This window comes from Pseudomonas sp. P7759, assembly GCF_013386445.1.
Taxonomy (GTDB): Bacteria; Pseudomonadota; Gammaproteobacteria; order Pseudomonadales; family Pseudomonadaceae; genus Aquipseudomonas; species Aquipseudomonas azotoformans_A.
Window position 1 is genome coordinate 9,833 of record NZ_JACART010000078.1, and the last position, 19,259, is coordinate 29,091.

The following is a 19,259-nucleotide window of genomic DNA, read 5'->3' on the forward strand; positions in this document are numbered from 1 at the left end:
ATTGTTGAATTTCCCGTAAGCCGATTTCAGGCAGGAACCCCATGATGGACGCCTTTGAACTTCCCCGCACCCTGGTCCAGTCCCTTCAACGTCGCGCCGCGCAGACCCCGGACCAGGTCGCCCTGCGCTTCCTCGCCGAGTCCGCCGAGCACAGCGTCGTGCTCAGTTACCGCGACCTGGACCAGCGCGCCCGCACCATCGCCGCCGCCTTGCAAGCCAATGCGGACCTGGGCGACCGTGCCGTGCTGTTGTTTCCCAGCGGCCCGGATTACGTCGCGGCGTTCTTTGGTTGCCTGTACGCGGGTGTAATCGCGGTGCCGGCCTATCCGCCGGAGTCCACCCGCCGTCATCATCAGGAGCGCCTGCTGTCGATCATCAGCGATGCCGAGCCGCGCCTGTTGCTGACCATCGCCAGCCTCGCCGATGGCTTGTCGCAGATCGAAAACGCGCCGCCGGTATTGAGCGTCGATAGCTTGGAAAGTGTCGGCCATTGGGTCGCCCCTGACCTGCACCCGGACGATATCGCCTTCCTGCAATACACCTCCGGTTCCACTTCGCTGCCCAAGGGCGTGCAGGTCAGCCACGGCAACCTGGTCGCCAACGAAGTACTGATCCGTCGCGGTTTCGGCATTGACCTGAACCCGGATGACGTGATCGTCAGCTGGCTGCCGCTGTACCACGACATGGGCTTGATCGGCGGCCTGCTGCAACCGATCTTCAGTGGCGTGCCCTGCGTGCTGATGTCGCCGGCCTACTTCCTGGGTCGGCCATTGCGCTGGCTGGAAGCGATCAGCGAATATGGCGGCACCATCAGCGGTGGCCCGGATTTCGCTTATCGCCTGTGCAGCGAAAGGGTCAGCGACTCAGCCCTGGAGCGCCTGGATCTGAGCCAATGGCGCGTGGCCTATTCCGGTTCCGAACCGATCCGCCTCGACACCCTGGAGCGCTTCGCCGAGAAGTTCGCCGCCTGCGGTTTCACCCCGAACAACTTCTTTGCCTCCTACGGCCTGGCCGAGGCGACCCTGTTTGTCGCCGGTGGCACCCGTGGTCATGGCATCCCGGCGCTGCGCGTCGACGAGCAAGCCTTGGCCGCCAACCGCGCCGAACCGGGGCAGGGCAGTGCGATCATGAGCTGCGGCACCAGCCAGCCCGAACACGCGGTGCTGATCGCGGACCCGCAGGCCCTCACCGAGCTGCCCGACAACAGCGTCGGCGAACTCTGGGCTACTGGCCCGAGCATCGCCCACGGCTACTGGCGCAACCCCGAAGCCACCGCCAAGACCTTCGTGCAGCACGCCGGCCGTACCTGGCTGCGCACCGGCGACCTGGGCTTCATCCGTGACGGCGAGGTGTATATCACCGGTCGCCTCAAGGACTTGCTGATCGTGCGTGGCCACAACCTGTATCCCCAGGACATCGAGCAGACCATCGAGCGCGAAGTGGAAGTGGTGCGCAAAGGCCGGGTTGCGGCCTTTGCGGTGAATGAGCAGGGCCTGGAAGGTATCGGCATTGCCGCCGAAATCAGCCGCAGCGTGCAGAAAATCCTGCCGCCCGAAGCGCTGATCAAGGCGATCCGCCAGGCCGTTGCCGAGGCGTATCAAGAGGCGCCAAGCGTAGTGGTGCTGCTCAACCCCGGCGCCTTGCCCAAGACCTCCAGCGGCAAAGTACAGCGCGCAGCCTGTGCGCTGCGCCACAAGGACGGCAGCCTGGACAGCTATGCGCAGTTCCCCGACCTGCAAACGCAGGTGCGCGAAGGCGCGCTGGAATCCGAGTTGCACAGCCAGATCGCGGCGATCTGGTGTGAACAACTGCACGTCGCCAGCGTTGCTGCCGATGATCATTTCTTCCTGCTCGGCGGCAACTCCATCACCGCCACCCAGGTGGTCGCACGCCTGCGCGAAACTCTCGGCCTGGAGCTGAACCTGCGCATGCTATTCGAAGCGCCGACCCTGGAAGGCTTTGCCGCCAACGTTGCGCAGTTGCAGCAAGACGGTGGCGTCGCCCAAGGCGCGATTCAGCGCCTGTCACGCCAAGAGGAGTTGCCTCAATCCCTGGCACAGAACCGCCTGTGGATCACCTGGCAACTGGACCCGCACAGCAGCGCCTACACCATCCCCGGCGCCCTGCGCCTGCGCGGCGAGCTGGATGAAGACGCCGTGCGTGCCAGCTTCCAACAACTGATCCAGCGCCACGAAGCCCTGCGTACCTGCTTCTACGAGCGCGACGGCCAGGCCTTCCAGCGTGTTGACGCCAAGGCGGATTTCGACCTGCAAGTCATCGACCTCAGCGACCTGCCTGTTGCCGAGCGCGAAGCCCGTGCGCAACAGATCCGCGAAGACGAAGCACGCACCCAGTTCGACCTGGAAAAAGGCCCGCTGTTGTGGGTGACCCTGGTGCGCCTGGACGATGAAGATCACCAACTGCTGGTGACGCTGCACCACATCATCGCCGACGGCTGGTCGCTGAACATTTTGATCGATGAATTCTCGCGCCTGTACGCCGCCGCCGCCCAGGGCCAAACCCTGGAGCTGCCGCCCCTGGCCCTGCAATACGCCGACTACGGCAGTTGGCAGCGCCAATGGCTGGCCGAAGGTGAAGGCCAGCGTCAACTGGCGTACTGGAAAGCACAGCTGGGTGAAGAGCATCCCACCCTGAGCCTTGCGACCGACCACCCGCGCTCGGCACACCACCGCCACAGTGCCTCACGCCACACCGTGCGCCTTGGCGCGAGCCTCAGCGAAGCGATTCGCCACGCCGCCCAGGCCAACGAGTCCACCCCGTTCATGCTGTTGCTGGCAGCGTTCCAGAGCCTGCTGCATCGCTACAGCGGCCAGCGCGACATTCGCATCGGCGTGCCCAACGCCAATCGCCCGCGCCAGGAAACCCAAGGCCTGGTCGGCTTCTTCATCAACACGCTGGTGTTACGTGCCGAGCTGGACGCACGCCTGCCGTTCAACGCGCTATTGGCCGCGACACGCCAGGCGGCGCTGGGTGCCCAGGCCCATCAGGACCTGCCGTTCGAACAACTGCTGGAAGCCTTCCCGCAGGCCCGCGAACAGGGCCTGTTCCAGGTCATGTTCAACCACCAGCAACGCGACCTCAGCGCCTTGCGCCGCCTGCCGGGCATGCTCGCCGACGAGTTGCCGTGGCACAGCCGCGAAGCCAAGTTCGACCTGCAACTGCACACCGAAGAAGACCGCAACGGGCGTCTGAGCCTGTCGTTCGACTACGCCGATGAACTGTTCGAAAACGCGACCATCCAGCGCCTGGCCGAGCACTACATCAACCTGTTGCAGGCCGTCTGCGAACAGCCTGAGCAAGCCATCGGCGACCTGCGGCTGATGCAGCACGACGAACAGGCGCTGTACAGCGAAGCCCCCTGCGCACCGGCCCAACTGTGGTTGCCGGAACTACTCAACCAGCAGACCTCGGACAACACTGCGCTGGTCTGGGACGGCGGCAGCCTGACCTTCGCCCAATTGCACACCCAGGCCAACCGCTTGGCGCATTACCTGCGCGACAAAGGTGTCGGCCCGGACGTGTGCGTGGCAATCGCCGCCGAGCGTTCGCCGCAATTGCTGGTCGGCTTGCTGGCGATCATCAAGGCCGGTGGCGCCTACGTGCCGCTGGACCCGGATTACCCCGCCGAGCGCCTGGCCTACATGCTCAAGGACAGCGGCGTTCACCTGCTGCTGACCCAGACTGCGCTGCTGGAACAGGTGCCGAGTAGCGACGGCGTGTGTGTGATTGCCATGGACAGCCTGCATCTGGACAGCTGGCCGACCCAGCCGCCCGGCCTGCACCTGCACGGCGATAACCTCGCCTACGTAATCTACACCTCCGGCTCCACCGGCCAGCCCAAAGGCGTGGGCAACACGCATGCCGCGCTGGCCGAGCGCTTGCAGTGGATGCAGGCCACTTATCAACTCAATGAAACCGACGTGCTGATGCAAAAGGCGCCGATCAGTTTCGACGTGTCGGTGTGGGAATGCTTCTGGCCGCTGATCACCGGATGCCAGCTGGTACTGGCTGGTCCTGGTGAGCATCGCGACCCACATCGCATCGCCCAGTTGGTGCAGGAACACGGGGTGACCACGCTGCACTTTGTGCCGCCGCTGTTGCAGTTGTTTATCGACGAGCCGTTGGTGGCTGAATGCACAAGCCTGCGTCGCTTGTTCTCGGGTGGTGAAGCCTTGCCCGCCGAGTTGCGCAACCGCGTGTTGGCGCAGTTGCCGGCGGTGCAGTTGCACAACCGTTATGGCCCGACCGAAACCGCGATCAACGTGACCCACTGGCACTGCCGCGCCGAAGACGGCGAGCGCTCGCCAATCGGTCGGCCACTGGGCAATGTGATCTGCCGCGTGCTGGATGAACAGCTCAACCCCGTGCCGCTGGGCGTGCCGGGTGAGCTGTGCATCGGCGGTATCGGCCTGGCCCGGGGTTACCTCGGGCGTGCCGGGCTGACGGCGGAGCGTTTTGTTGCCGATCCCTCTGGTGAGGCCGGCGCACGCTTGTACCGCACCGGTGACCGCGCGCGTTGGAATGCTGACGGCGTGATCGAGTACCTCGGTCGCCTCGATCAGCAGGTCAAGCTGCGCGGCTTCCGTGTGGAACCGGAAGAAATCGAAGCGCGCATGCTTGGCCTGGACGGCATCGCCCAAGCCGTCGTGCAGGTGCATGACGGGCAGTTGATCGGCTACTTCACCGCCCAGGGCGAACTGGACGAACAGCAGGTCAAAACCGCGTTGGCCGCCGAATTGCCGGAGTACATGGTGCCCGCGCTGTTGATGCGCCTGGACGCCATGCCCCTGAGCCCCAGCGGTAAGCTGGACCGCCGCGCGTTGCCCGAACCGGTGTGGCAAGTGCGTGAACATGTCGAACCCGAAACCCCGCTGCAACAGCAGATCGCCGCCATCTGGCGCGAAGTCCTCGGCCTGCCAGGCATTGGTCTGCGCGATGACTTCTTCGCCCTCGGCGGCCACTCGTTGCTGGCCACGCAGATCATCTCCCGCACCCGCCAGGCCTGTGACGTCGAGCTGCCGTTGCGTACCTTGTTTGAAGCCAGTGAGTTGGGGGCGTTTGTCGAGCAGGTCGGCCTGATCCAGGCTTCAGGCCAGCGCAACCAACAGACGGCCATCGCCAAGGTCGACCGCAGCCAGCCGGTGCCGTTGTCCTATTCCCAGCAGCGCATGTGGTTTCTGTGGCAGATGGAACCGGACAGCCCGGCCTACAACGTCGGCGGCATGGCGCGTTTGCGCGGCGTGCTGGATGTGGGGCGTTTCGAGGCGGCGTTGCAAGCGCTGATCATGCGTCATGAAACCCTGCGCACGACGTTCCCGAGCGTCGACGGCGTGGCCTATCAGAAGGTCTCGCCGCAAACGGGCCTGCGCATGGACTGGCAGGATTTCTCCGCGCTGAGCGAAACCGAACGCCAACCGCGCCTGCAACAACTGGCCGATCACGAGGCACACACGCCGTTCAACCTGGAAACCGGGCCGCTGCTGCGTGCGTGCCTGGTCAAGGCCGGCGAGCAGGAACACTACCTGGTATTGACCCTGCACCACATCGTCACCGAAGGCTGGGCCATGGACATCTTTGCCCGTGAACTCAGTGCCTTGTACGAAGCCTTTATCGACGAGCGCGACTCGCCGCTGGCGCCGCTGCCCGTGCAGTACCTCGACTACAGCGTGTGGCAGCGCCAGTGGCTGGAATCCGGCGAGCGTCAACGCCAATTGGATTACTGGACTGCGCAACTGGGCAATGAACACCCGCTGCTGGAACTGCCCGGCGACCGTCCGCGTCCGCCTGTGCAAAGCCACCAGGGCGAGCTGTATCGCTTCGACCTCAGCGACGACCTTGCGGCCCGTGTGCGTGCTTTCAATGCCGAACGCGGCCTTACCCTGTTCATGACCATGACCGCCACCCTGGCTGTGTTGCTCTATCGCTACAGCGGCCAGACCGACCTGCGTATCGGCGCTCCGGTCGCCAACCGCATTCGCCCGGAAAGCGAAGGCCTGATCGGCGCGTTCCTCAACACCCAGGTGCTGCGTTGCCAGCTCAATGGGCAGATGAATGTCGCTGAGTTGTTCGAGCAAGTGCGCCACACCGTGATCGAGGGTCAGTCCCATCAGGATTTGCCGTTTGACCATCTGGTGGAAGCCCTGCAACCCCCGCGCAGCGCAGCGTACAACCCGCTGTTCCAGGTGATGTGCAACGTGCAGCGCTGGGAGTTCCAGCAAAGCCGCCAACTGGCTGGCATGACCGTCGAATACCTGGCCAACGATGCCCGCGCGACCAAGTTCGACCTCAACCTGGAAGTCACCGACCTCGATCATCGGCTGGGTTGCTGCCTGACCTACAGCACCGACCTGTTTGACGAGCCGCGCATTGCACGCATGGCCGAGCATTGGCGCAACCTGCTGGAAGCGTTGATCGCCAACCCGCAACAGCGTCTCAGCGAATTGCCGTTGCTGAGCGCCGAAGAACAGCGCGTGTTGCAAGACAGCCTTGGCGTCGAGAAAGGTGAGCACCGTCTCGACCAGTGCATCCAGCAACTGTTCCGCCAACAGGCCGCAGTGCGTGGCGATGCGCCGGCGCTGACCTTTGCCGGCGTGACCCTCAGCTACCGTGAACTCGACGAACGCGCCAACCGCCTGGCCTGGATGCTGCGCGAACGTGGCGTCGGCCCGCAGGTGCGCGTCGGCCTGGCGTTGCCGCGCTCCCTGGAAATGGTCATCGGCCTGCTGGCCATCCTCAAGGCTGGCGGCGCCTATGTGCCGCTGGACCCGGAATACCCGCTGGATCGCCTGCACTACATGATCGAAGACAGCGGCATCGGCCTGCTGCTCAGCGATGCGGCGATGTTCGAAGCCCTCGGCGAGTTGCCGGCCACCGTCGCGTGCTGGTGCCTGGAAGATGACTCGCCAGTGCTGGCCAACTACCCGGCCGATGCGCTGCCGTTTATCAGCCTGCCGCAACACCAGGCGTACTTGATCTACACCTCTGGTTCCACCGGCAAGCCGAAAGGCGTGGTGGTGTCCCACGGTGAAATCGCCATGCATTGCGCGGCGGTGATCGAGCGGTTTGGCATGCGCGCGGAGGACTGCGAGCTGCACTTCTATTCGATCAACTTCGACGCCGCCACCGAGCGCCTGCTGGTGCCGCTGCTCAGCGGCGCGCAGGTGGTGTTGCGGGCGCAGGGCCAGTGGGATGCCGAGGAAATCTGCGGGCTGATCCGTACCCATGGCATCAACATCCTGGGCTTCACCCCGAGCTACGGCAGCCAGTTGGCGCAGTGGTTGGCGACTCAACAACAAACCTTGCCGGTGCGCATGTGCATCACCGGCGGCGAAGCCCTGACCGGCGAACATTTGCAGCGCATCCGCGCCGCGTTCCAGCCACAGGTGTTCTTCAACGCCTATGGCCCGACTGAAACCGTGGTGATGCCGCTGGCCAGCCTCGCGCCTGAGCAGTTGGAGGAGGGCGCCGCCAGCGTGCCGATCGGCAGCATCATCGGTGACCGCGTGGCGTACATTCTCGACGCCGACCTGGCCCTGGTGCCACAAGGCGCGACCGGCGAGTTGTACGTCGGCGGCGCCGGCCTGGCCCAGGGGTATCACCAGCGTCCGGGAATGACCGCCGAGCGTTTTGTCGCCGATCCATTCGCGAGCAATGGCGGGCGCCTGTACCGCACCGGTGACCTGGTGCGCCAACGCGCCGATGGCCTGGTGGAGTACCTGGGGCGGATCGACCATCAGGTGAAAATCCGTGGTTTCCGTATCGAACTGGGCGAGATCGAAACCCGCCTGCTCGAACACGCTGCCGTGCGCGAAGCAGTGGTGTTGGCGCTGGATTCGCCGAGCGGCAAACAGCTGGTGGCGTATCTGGTCAGCGATGCGGAACACGGCGCGCTGCGTGACGCGCTGAAGGCCCATCTCAAGGCGCAACTGCCGGACTACATGGTGCCCGCGCACCTGATCGTGCTGGACAGCATGCCGCTGACCGCCAACGGCAAACTTGATCGCCGTGCCTTGCCGCAACCGGATCCTGAGGCAAACCGCCAAACATATGTGGCGCCACGCAACGAGCTTGAACAGACGTTGGCGGCGATCTGGTGCGCCGTGCTGAACGTGCAGCAAGTCGGCCTGGACGATAACTTCTTTGAGCTGGGTGGCGACTCGATCCTGTCGATCCAGGTGGTCAGCCGTGCGCGACAGGCCGGGATTCACTTCAGCCCCCGTGACCTGTTCCAGCACCAAACCGTGCAGACCCTAGCCGCCGTGGCCACGCGCTCCGAGCAGGTCACGGCAGAGCAGGGCGTGCTGACCGGCAGCTCGGGCCTCACGCCGATCCAACATTGGTTCTTCGATACCGACATCCCAAACCGTCAGCACTGGAACCAGGCGCTGGTCCTCAAACCACTGCAACTGCTCGACCCCCATCGCCTGGAGCAAGCGCTGCTGGCGGTGCTGGAACACCACGACGCCCTGCGCCTGAGCTTCTGCCAGCGCGACGCGCAATGGCACGCCGAGCATTTAGCCGCGCCGCAAGGCGGCGTGCTGATGCAGGCGCAAGTGCGTGACATGGCGCAGTGCACCGCGCTGTTCACCGACACCCAGCGCAGCCTCGACCTGCAACACGGCCCGCTGCTGCGCGCCTTGCTGGTGGACGGACCCGAGGGACAGCAACGCCTGTTGATCGCGATCCATCACCTGGTGGTAGACGGCGTGTCCTGGCGCGTGTTGTTGGAAGACTTGCAAAACGTCTACCGCCAACTCAGCGAAGGCCAGTCCGTCAGCCTGCCGGCCAAGACCAGCGCCTTGCGTGATTGGGCCGCACGTTTGCAGGCCTATGCCGGCAGCGAATCCCTGCGTGAAGAGTTGAGCGTCTGGCAAGACCAATTGGCTGGGCCGGAAACCGTATTGCCAGTGGCCCGTCCACAAGGCTCGCTGCGCAACCGCGACGCCGACACCGTCAGCGTGCGCCTGGATGCCGAACACACCCGCCAGTTGCTGCAACAGGCGCCAAGCGCCTACCGCACCCAAGTCAACGACCTGCTGCTGACCGCCTTGGCCCGCGTGGTATGCCGCTGGAGCGGCCACGCTTCGACGCTGATCCAACTGGAAGGCCATGGCCGTGAAACCCTGTTCGATGACATCGACCTGACCCGCAGCGTCGGCTGGTTCACCAGTGCTTACCCGCTACGCCTGACCCCGCACGCCGGGCAGGGCGATTCGATCAAGGCGATCAAGGAGCAACTGCGCGCCGTACCGCATAAAGGCCTGGGCTATGGCGTGCTGCGCTACCTGGCCGATGACCTGTGCAAGCAGACCATGGCCGCGCTGCCGAGCGCGCAGCTCACCTTCAACTACCTCGGCCAGTTCGACCAGAGCTTCGGTGCCGATGCCTTGTTCCACCCGCTGGACGAGTCCGCCGGCCTGGCCCATGACCCGGACGCGCCGCTGCCCAACGAGTTGAGCGTCGACAGCCAGGTGTACGGCGGTGAACTGGTGCTGCGCTGGACCTTCAGCCGCGAGCGTCACGATCAACAGAGCATCCATGAACTGGCGGATGCCTACCTCGCTGAGCTGCAAAGCCTGGTCGCGCATTGCCTGCAGGACGATGCCGGAGGCCTCACGCCGTCCGACTTCCCGCTGGCGCACCTGACCCAAGCGCAACTCGATAGCCTGCCGATTGCCGCCAGCGCCATCGAAGACGTCTACCCGCTGACCCCGATGCAGGAAGGCCTGCTGCTGCACACCCTGCTGGAGCCCGGCACCGGCCTCTACTACATGCAGGACCGCTACCGCATCAACAGCGCATTGGACCCGGAGCGTTTCGCCCAGGCCTGGCAGGCGGTGATCGCCCGCCACGAAGCCCTGCGCGCCTCGTTCTGCTGGAACGTCGGCGAAGACATGCTGCAAGTGATCCACAAACCGGGCAGCACGCCGATTGAATACCTGGACTGGAGCAACGCGCCGGAAAGCGAACAGGAACCGCGTCTGCAAGCGCTGCTCAAGCAAGAGCGCGAAGCCGGTTTCGATCTGCTCAACCAGGCACCGTTCCACCTGCGCCTGATCCGCGTCGGTGCCGAGCGCTACTGGTTCATGATGAGCAACCACCACATCCTTATCGATGCCTGGTGCCGTTCGTTGCTGATGAATGACTTCTTCGAACTCTACATGGCCCTGGGTGAAGGCCGCGACGCGCAACTGGCGACACCGCCGCGTTATCGCGACTACATCGCCTGGCTGCAACGCCAGAACCTCAACGAAGCGCGCCAGTGGTGGCAGCAGAACCTGCAAGGTTTCGAGCGCACCACGCCGATCCCGAGCGACCGGCCGTTCCTGCGTGAACACGCGGGCCACAGCGGCGGCATGGTGGTGGGCGATTGCTACACCCGCCTCGATGCCCGCGACGGTGCCCAGCTGCGCGAACTGGCCCAGGCGCATCAACTGACTGTCAACACCTTTGCCCAGGCGGCATGGGCGCTGGTGCTGCGCCGCCTGAGCGGTGATCGCGACGTGTTGTTCGGTGTGACCGTGGCCGGCCGCCCGGTGGAAATGCCGGAGATGCAACGCACCGTCGGCCTGTTCATCAACAGCATCGCCCTGCGGGTGAAACTGCCCGAGGATGACCAGCGTTGCAGCGTGCGCCAGTGGCTGAGTGGTTTGCTCGACAGCAATATGCAACTGCGCGAGTACGAATACCTGCCGCTGGTGACGATCCAGGAACACAGCGAACTGCCCAAGGGCCAGCCGCTGTTCGACAGCCTGTTCGTGTTCGAAAACGCCCCGGTGGAAGTCTCGGTGCTGGACCGCGCACAAAGCCTGAATGCCACCTCGGATTCCGGCCGTACCCACACCAACTTCCCGCTGACGGCCGTGTGTTATCCGGGCGATGACCTGGGCCTGCACCTGTCCTACGACCAGCGCTACTTCGACGAAACCACCGTGCAAGGCATGCTCAGCGAGTTCAAGCGCCTGCTGTTGGCGTTGGTCCAAGGCTTCCATGGCGACATGGCCGACTTGCCGCTGATTGGCGAGCAGGAGCGCGGGTTCCTGGTGGAGGGCTGCAACCAGAGTGAGCATGCTTACCCGCTGGAGCGCAGCTACATCGAACTGTTCGAAGAGCAGGTCGCCGCGCACCCGCAGCGCATCGCTGCCAGCTGCCTAGACCAGCAATGGACTTATGAGGAACTTAACCGCCGCAGCAACGGCCTCGGCCACGCGCTGATCGCAGCGGGTGTCGGCCTGGACCAGCCGGTGGCGTTGCTGGCCGAGCGTGGCCTTGACCTGCTCGGCATGATCATCGGCAGCTTCAAGGCCGGTGCGGGCTACCTGCCGCTGGACCCAGGCCTGCCAAGCCAGCGCCTGCGCAGCATCATCGACCTGAGCCGCACGCCATTGCTGGTGTGCACCGAGGCGTCCCGCGAGCAGGCCATCGAGTTGTTGGAGGGTTTTGACTGCCAGTTGCTGGTGTGGGAAGAGATACCGGCACGTGGCGAAAACCCTGGCATCTACAGTGGCCCGGACAACCTCGCCTACGTGATCTACACCTCGGGCTCCACCGGCCTGCCCAAGGGCGTGATGGTGGAACAGCGCGGCATGATCAACAACCAATTGAGCAAGGTGCCGTACCTGGCCTTGAGCGACGCCGATGTGATTGCGCAAACCGCGTCGCAGAGCTTCGATATTTCCGTATGGCAGTTCCTCGCTGCGCCGTTGTTTGGCGCACGGGTGGATATCGTGCCGAACGCCATCGCCCATGATCCGCAGGGCTTGCTGGAGCATGTGCAGGCCCAAGGCATCACCGTGCTGGAAAGCGTGCCGTCGCTGATCCAAGGCATGCTCGCCCAGGACCGCATCAGCCTGGATGGCTTGCGCTGGATGCTGCCGACCGGTGAAGCGATGCCGCCGGAATTGGCGCATCAGTGGTTGCTGCGTTATCCGCAGATCGGGCTAGTCAACGCTTACGGCCCGGCGGAATGTTCGGACGATGTGGCGTTCTACCGCGTCGACCTGGCGTCTACCCGTGGCACCTATCTGCCGATTGGTACACCGACCGACAACAACCGTTTGTACCTGCTCGATGGCGCCCTGGAACTGGTGCCGCAAGGCGCAGTTGGCGAGTTGTGCGTCGCCGGTACGGGCGTCGGTCGCGGTTACGTCAGCGACCCGCTGCGCACCGCGCCGGTATTTGTGCCGAACCCCTTCGGCGCATCGGGCGAACGCCTCTACCGCACCGGCGACCTCGCGCGCCGTCGCAGCGACGGCGTGCTGGAATACGTCGGGCGTGTTGACCATCAGGTGAAGATTCGTGGCTACCGCATCGAACTGGGTGAAATCGAAGCGCGCCTGCATGAACAACCGGAAGTGCGCGACGCGGCGGTAGGCGTGCAGGAAGGCGTCAACGGCAAGCACCTGGTCGGCTACCTGGTGGCGGCGGATGCAGCCCTGAACTCAAGCGAACGCCTCGACCGCATCAAGCAACGCCTGCGCGCCGAACTCCCGGAATACATGGTGCCGCTGCACTGGCTCTGGCTCGACCGCCTGCCGCTCAACGCCAACGGCAAACTCGACCGCAAGGCGCTGCCGGCCCTGGAGATCGGCCAGCTGCACAGCCAGGACTACCTGGCGCCGCGCAACGAACTGGAAAGCACCTTGGCCGCGATCTGGGCCGAAGTGCTGAAGGTCGAGCGGGTGGGGGTGCAAGACAACTTCTTTGAACTGGGCGGGCACTCGTTGCTGGCCACGCAGATTGCCTCGCGGGTGCAGAAGACCTTGCAGCGGGATGTGCCGCTGCGGGCGATGTTCGAGTGCAGCACGGTGGCGGAATTGGCTGAGTATATCGATGGGTTGGCGGCCAATGAGATCAGTGCCGAGAAGGTGGATCGGTTGAGTGATTTGATGGCGGAGTTGGAGGGACTTTAAGCGCGCCACTTGTCAGAACTGTCAGATCTGACAGTAGGCAAGATTTCTGATCCGAGCGTTAGATAACCGAAGCTTTTGGCTGGTAAAGCCAGCCTTGACGGTTATCTAACGTTGGACAGGAGTCTTATCGTGGCTAAAAAACCGATCCCTAAAAAAACCTCCCCAGCTCAGGTTATGAGCGCTGCACCCGCCGCATCAATCAAGGCGGTCACAGCTGAATTACCCTTTGCGATCATCCAGTACGCTACGAACAATAGTCTGCTTTACCCTCTGGATGCCGCTCAAGGTACGACTGCGACACTGACGCTTCCCGCAGGAAGCACCCAGGTCATTGTGCATTTCGCTATCAAGGGCCAGAGCTGTGCGACATTCCCTCCGATCCATGTGGTGAGTGGCGATGTAGCCGACATTCCTTGGCAATGGATCAGTACCTGTATCGGGCATACGGTGCTGATCTCGTACGAGGCTGTTGTCGGTGGTAAGCGCGAAGAGTCACTGGTACTTGAACTTGAGATCCAGGACGTCCGCGAAGGTGATCTGCGTGAATCAATGCCTGAGTTCGCGCATGCCGAGTTGGAGTGGGGCACGCGGTGGTTGAGCATGTTCAAGTTCAAGGGGAATGAAACTATCCGGGTCAAGGCCTGGCCGATGATTCGGGCGGGCTCGCGATTGTTTATTGTTGTTGCGGGTAATGAGCAAAACGTGCCGCCGTTATTCAAATGGGTGGCCTTTGATCATGTCGTAACTGAAGAGGAAGCGCATGAGGGGTATGTGTTCGAGTTTGAGTTGTTGCGGGCCTGGCTAGCACGCTTGGATGATTACTCGTCATGTACCTGCCATTTGGGGGTTATCTGGGACGGTTGTGAACCTGATGCACCGGTGTCGAATGTGAACCCGCTGCCTAGAAATGCTCAGGATTTCCATCAGCGCTCTACAGTGCTGTTGCGCGTCGATCCTGCACTGGAGTTGAACCCGCCGCGTCTACAGGAAGCAGTGCAGATATCCCCTGGCCACTGGCAGGTCAACCCGGCCAATACCACCCAGGGCGGACATGTAATTGTGGCCTACCCAGGCATGACCGAAGGCGATCATGTCTGCGCGCAAGTCAGTGGACCGAATTATGGGCCCAGGCCTCTCGGTTGCCAGCACGTAAACCCGGGCGATGTGAGCCTTTCATTCGATGTCGCGCCTGAGATCTTCGCAGCCTTGTTCAACGAAACGTTGACACTGATCTATAGCGTTCAATTTAACAATTACCTGCCGCAGAACTCTCCCGAATGTGTGATTAAGGTGTTAGGGCCTCAACTGACCAGGCCATGCATCGAACAAGCGACGGGTCGCACCCTTGACCTCAAGACATTCACGGACGATGCCACCGTGCTGGTGCCTATCTGGCACTACGCTGCTGTCGGGCAATGTGTCTGGGTTTGGATCATCGGTACTTTGGAGGACGGCAGCGCCTATCAATTGTCTGTGCTGATGGATGAGCCCCTCACGGCCGACTGGCTGACTAATGGCGTGGAGGCACCGATCAGCCGGGTAGCGTTGCAAAAACTTGAGGATTGCAGCAATTTCGAGCTGCATGCGGCGGTGAGTTTTGATGGGAAGTGCGATCTGGCGACTGCGTTCGAGTTTCCTGTTCAAACGCTTAACATTGAGCAGGAAGACCTGGTGTTGGATGCGCCGGATGTGCTCGAAGCTGTGGGCAATCAACTGACGATTTACAACGCCAGAAACGGCATGACCGTTCGAGTTGCCTACACCGGCATAAGCGACAAACATCACATCGAGTTGAACGTTAAGCGGGCAGATGGCACCTCCATACCGTTGCTCCCCCTGCCGGGTGACAGAAATCGTGGATATGTAGACTTCCCTATTGATCGCACGGAAGTGATTCATGCAAGCGGCAAGACGCTCACGATCAACTACACCGTTACCAGTGCCTGCAAGTTTCAGACGTCGAAAGATCTGGATCTTGACGTCAGCGAGCCTGTGCGCCTGACAACGCCGGAAGTGGCGCAGGCCACGCCGCCTGCAACGCAAGGCGGCATTCTGGATTTGCGTACATTTGGTGCCGATGCTGACATTGGTGTGCCCGATTGGTGGTTCATGTTGACCGGGCAACGGGGCTGGCTGGAGTGTTCGGGCAAGTTGTGGAATGGGTCTATCCACACCTTTAAGGTAATGGATGCCGAGTTGATTACGAATGCGGATGTCACCAACGGGTTGTCGCGCGCGCTTAAGCGACTTGAGTTGGATAAATACGAAACCGGTACGGAATTGACTTTCGTGTTCAAGCTAACCGCGGACGGCGGTGTTGATGTAAACAAGGCAATTACTTTTCCTGCGTTGAAGTTAATCCTTCGTAAGCGCTTGCTTGACGAAACGCCATTCGACCCAAATGGGAGAGACTGGAACAGCTGGCAGAGAGGCGCCGGGGCAACCAACCCTGCTGATCTGAGACGTGATTACGGCCCCTATCCTTGGGGTAACGGCTACTGGCTGACGAACTGGGGGTATACAAATACAACCAACCCAGGCACCCAGAGCGAGATACTTTTTAGAGTTTTCGACAATCTGGAACCGGGGCATATATATATGTTTCACGCCTGGGTCCGGGACGATAACGGCGTCCCTAACCCGCCTCTGCTTGTGCTTAGGGTGAATGGAGTCGATATCACCCCGGTGATTACACCTGATACCAATTGGTATTATCTTGAGGGCGCGTTTACTGCCTCTTCGGCTACTGTAAGGCTCAGTTTCAATAACCTTCGTATGGGCATGGGGCCGGGAAATGACTTCAGGGTGACTTGGCTCAGGGTGTATGAGCTCTGATTCCACTGAGCGTTTTCTAGCAAGCAAAAGGCCTCCGCAGAATGGAGGCCTTTTTTTTAAACAATCGCGCGTGGCTTACTTCGGCCCCAAAATCTTCCCCAACTTCTCCGGCGAAGGCGCCCCCTGCTGTTGCTGCAACCCACCCTTGTCATCCAGATAGAAAATTGCCGGCGTCGCTGACAATTCCAGCTCATCCATCAACTTCATGTTGCTATCCAGCTTGGCCTCGATATCGGCCGGGATCTTGTCCAGCGCCTGCAACTTACTGCCTTTGCCGGCGGCTTCATGTTCTTCAAGGGCTTTTTGCGGATCCTTGGCGGCGAACAACGCAGCGGATTTGCCTGGGCTGTCTTCGCGGATGATGCCAACCATGATGTGGCGCAGCTGCACTTTGCCGGCCTTCACCCACGGACGCGCCTGTTCCCAGAACATGTTGCAGTAAGGGCAGTTGGGGTCGCTGAACAGGTAGACGATGCGCGGGGCTTTTACGTCGCCGTCCTGGATCCAGCTGCTTTTTTCCATCTTGGCCCAGACTTCCTTGGCCATCGGCGCGTACACCAGTTTCTCCAGCGGCGCGCTGCTCAGGTCGTTGCCTTGGGCGTCGTACAGGTTGCCGGCGATCACGCTTTTGCCGTCGGCGGTCAAGTACAGGGCCATGCCACGGTTCTGGTATTGCGCGGCGTAGCCGGTGAGGCCGCTGGGGGCGTCGAATTTGCCAAGGATCTTGGCGCCCTTGGCCTCGATCTGTTTGATCGGCGCCGGCCAGTCTTCGGCCTGGGCCAGGGTGGCCGCGAGCGTCAGCGGCAGCAGGGTCAGCAGGTGGCGGAGGCGAGGCATGTCGGTTTCCTTTGTGGGGCGGTGTCGAAGGGTTCCATGGCACGGGCCAGGCTGGCTTGGGACAGTTCGCCGAGGTGGCTGTTGATCAGGCGCCCTTCGGCGCTATAGAACAGCGTCGTCGGCAAGGCCATCGAGCCCACGGCTTGGCCGAGGCGGCCGCTGGCGTCGAATAAAACGTTGTCGAGGGTCAGGCCCTGGGTGGCGAGGAAGGTGCTGACGCTCTGCATGCTTTCGGCCTGGTTGACGAACAGGAAGGTCACGTCAGGGCGTTGGTGCTGGGCACGTTCCAGCACCGGCATCTCGCGACGGCACGGCGGGCACCAGGTGGCCCACAGGTTGATCACCAGCGGGCCGCCTTTGTAATCGGTCAGTTGCACCACGTCGCCATTGGCATTGCGCAGGGTGATGTCCGGCAGTTGCGAGCCTTTGTCGTAGAGGCTCAGGGACAGACTGGTCAGGCCCCAGAACACCAGGCCGGTGGCCACCCCGGCAGCCAGCGGCGTGCGCAGGGCCGGGCGGCGCCAGCCGTAGAGCAGCGCGCCCAGGATCAGCGCAATCACACCGGGCCAGGCGAGGAAGCCGCCGTCGCGCAGGTCGACCATCTGCAGCGGCGCGTGACTGTAGTCACTCCAGTACATCAGCACAAAGCTGACGCGGGCCACCAGCATGCCCAGCAGGAACAGGCTGAACAGCACCGATTCCGGGTTTTCACCACCACGCTTGGCCACGCGCCAGCCCACCAGGGTGGCGAGAATCAGCGCGCTGATCAGCAGGATGTGATTCAGGGCGATGGCGAAGGTGCCGATGGTCAGGGTCAGCATTCAGAGGGCGTCCCGGGTTTGCGTCCAGCGTTGCAGGAAAGCGGCGGCATCCACTTCGCCGGTGATGCGTTGGGCGCGGCGTTCTTCACCGTCCGGGCCGATCCATACGAAGCTCGGTGGGCCAGGGACTTTGTAGCGGCCGAGCAGCTCGCGGCTGGCGGCATTGTCGGCGGTGACGTCCAGGCGCAGCAGGCGTACGTCTTTCAGGGCAGCCATCACCTCGGGTTTACCGAATACCTGTTTTTCCATGATTTTGCACGACACGCACCAGTCGGCGTAGTAATCCACCAGCACCCACTGGCCTTGGGCCTTGGCGCTATCGAGCTGGCTTTGCAGCACGGCGGGGTCGCTGAGGGTCATGAAGGCGTCGTGTGCGCTCGGTGCGGCGGCAGTCCGCGAGCCGCTGTAGACCTTCAACGGTTGCCACAGGTCATCGCTGCCACCCGCTGCGCCCACCACCAGCACCGCGCCCCACAGGCCGAGCACCAGGGAACCGGCGCCAAACACCTTGGCCGCCAGGCCATATTCGCGGGCCAGGGTCCAGCCGCAGTAGGCCATCACCAACGCGAGTGCGCCCCACAGGCCGATCCACAGGCTTTCATCGACCACTGGGCGAATCATCAGCACGGCGGTGCCGAGGAACAGGAAGCCGAAGACGCCCTTGAGTACGTTCATCCAGGTGCCCGGCTTGGGCAGGAAGCGATTGCCCACGGTCACCAGCAGCAACAGCGGAATGCCAATGCCGATGCCCATGGCGAACAGGATCAGGCCGCCGTGCAAGGCGTTGCCGCTCTGGGCGATATACAACAGGGCTCCGGCCAGGGGGGCGGTCATGCACGGGCCCACCAGCAGGCCGGACAGTGCGCCGAGAACTCCCGCACCGACCAGGCTGCCGCCGCTTTGCTGGCGGCTGACATTGTCCAGGCGATCACGCAGGAAGGCCGGCAGTTGCAGTTCAAAGAAGCCGAACATCGGCAGGGCAAGAATCACGAACAGGGCGGCGAAGCTGCCGAGAATCCACGGCGTTTGCAGCCAGGCGGCAAGGTTGCCACCCAGCAAGGCCGCCAGCACGCCGAGCGCGGCATACACCAGCGCCATGCATACGACGTAGCTGCTGGCCAGGGCAAACCCGCGCCGCGGGCTTGCGCCGCTGCCGACCACCAGGCCGGCGAGAATCGGCAGCATCGGCAACGAGCATGGGGCAAAGGCCAACAGCAGTCCCAAGCCAAAGAATATCAGCAGGCTCCAGCCCAGGCTGCGTTGTTGCAGGCCACTGGCCAGGCTCTGATCCTGGGCTTCGGCGGTCGCGGCGACGGCCGGGTTGCCCCCCAGGTCCACGGTGATCGACTGCGGCGGATAGCACAGGCCCGCATCGGCGCAGCCCTGCCAGCCCAACTTGACCTGGCCGGTGGCGCCGGCCGGGATCTTCACCTCCAGGCCCTGGCGATACACCTCCTGGTCACCGAAGAATTCATCGCTATGGGCCTCGCCTTGCGGCAACGCGGGCTTTTCGGCCAGGCCCTCGAATTTCATGCGTTGCTTGTAGAGGTAGTAACCGTCGGCAATCTGCCAATACAGCTGGGTCTCGCCACTTTCAAGACGTTCGGAGGTAAAGGTGAAGGCTTTGCCCACCGGGAGGAAATCGGGTTTGGTCTCAAACGGATTGCCCGGCGCGGCCTGGGCGAACCCCGCGAACAACACCAGCAGAAAGGTAAACAGATGCCGCATGGTCAAGCCTTAGTTCGATGCAAGTAGGCACACAATGTGTGGCGTTGATTAACCGATGATTAACCGAGGCTATTCTAGATTGAGTGTGGGGGGGTTAGCGGCATAA

5 protein-coding genes are annotated in these 19,259 nt (G+C 62.7%); 2 read left to right on the plus strand and 3 right to left on the minus strand.

Annotated features, from left to right (window positions below; genetic code table 11):
- Positions 1-41 precede the first annotated feature (41 nt).
- Both HX823_RS30585 and HX823_RS30590 read left to right on the plus strand, forming a co-directional pair.
- Positions 42-12,932 (plus strand): non-ribosomal peptide synthetase, encoded by a 12,891-nt coding sequence (locus tag HX823_RS30585; RefSeq protein WP_177078341.1) that lies wholly within the window; start codon positions 42-44, stop codon positions 12,930-12,932.
- 129 nt (positions 12,933-13,061) lie between these two features.
- Complete coding sequence (locus tag HX823_RS30590; RefSeq protein WP_371317993.1) at positions 13,062-15,767, plus strand: hypothetical protein; 2,706 nt, start codon at positions 13,062-13,064, stop codon at positions 15,765-15,767.
- A gap of 75 nt (positions 15,768-15,842) precedes the next feature.
- Here the strand turns inward: HX823_RS30590 and dsbG are convergent, their stop codons facing one another.
- From dsbG to dsbD, 3 genes are read right to left on the minus strand one after another with little or no spacing between them, the layout of a single operon-like run.
- Positions 15,843-16,604, minus strand: a complete 762-nt coding sequence (gene dsbG, locus HX823_RS30595; RefSeq protein WP_177078343.1) for a thiol:disulfide interchange protein DsbG — start codon at positions 16,602-16,604, stop codon at positions 15,843-15,845.
- Positions 16,580-17,425, minus strand: a complete 846-nt coding sequence (locus HX823_RS30600; RefSeq protein ID WP_038841707.1) for a TlpA disulfide reductase family protein — start codon at positions 17,423-17,425, stop codon at positions 16,580-16,582. Before HX823_RS30600 ends, dsbG begins: the two co-directional genes overlap by 25 nt.
- A complete protein-coding gene (gene dsbD, locus HX823_RS30605; RefSeq protein ID WP_177078345.1) occupies positions 17,426-19,153 on the minus strand; it encodes a protein-disulfide reductase DsbD in 1,728 nt (575 codons plus the stop codon).
- Positions 19,154-19,259: the final 106 nt, after the last annotated feature.

Excerpts from the sequence above, each read along its gene's own strand:
- HX823_RS30585 (WP_177078341.1), top strand. The coding sequence starts at position 42 with ATGATGGACGCCTTTGAACTTCCCCGCACCCTGGTCCAGTCCCTTCAA.
- dsbG (WP_177078343.1), bottom strand. The coding sequence starts at position 16,604 with ATGCCTCGCCTCCGCCACCTGCTGACCCTGCTGCCGCTGACGCTCGCG.
- HX823_RS30600 (WP_038841707.1), bottom strand. The coding sequence starts at position 17,425 with ATGCTGACCCTGACCATCGGCACCTTCGCCATCGCCCTGAATCACATC.
- dsbD (WP_177078345.1), bottom strand. The coding sequence starts at position 19,153 with ATGCGGCATCTGTTTACCTTTCTGCTGGTGTTGTTCGCGGGGTTCGCC.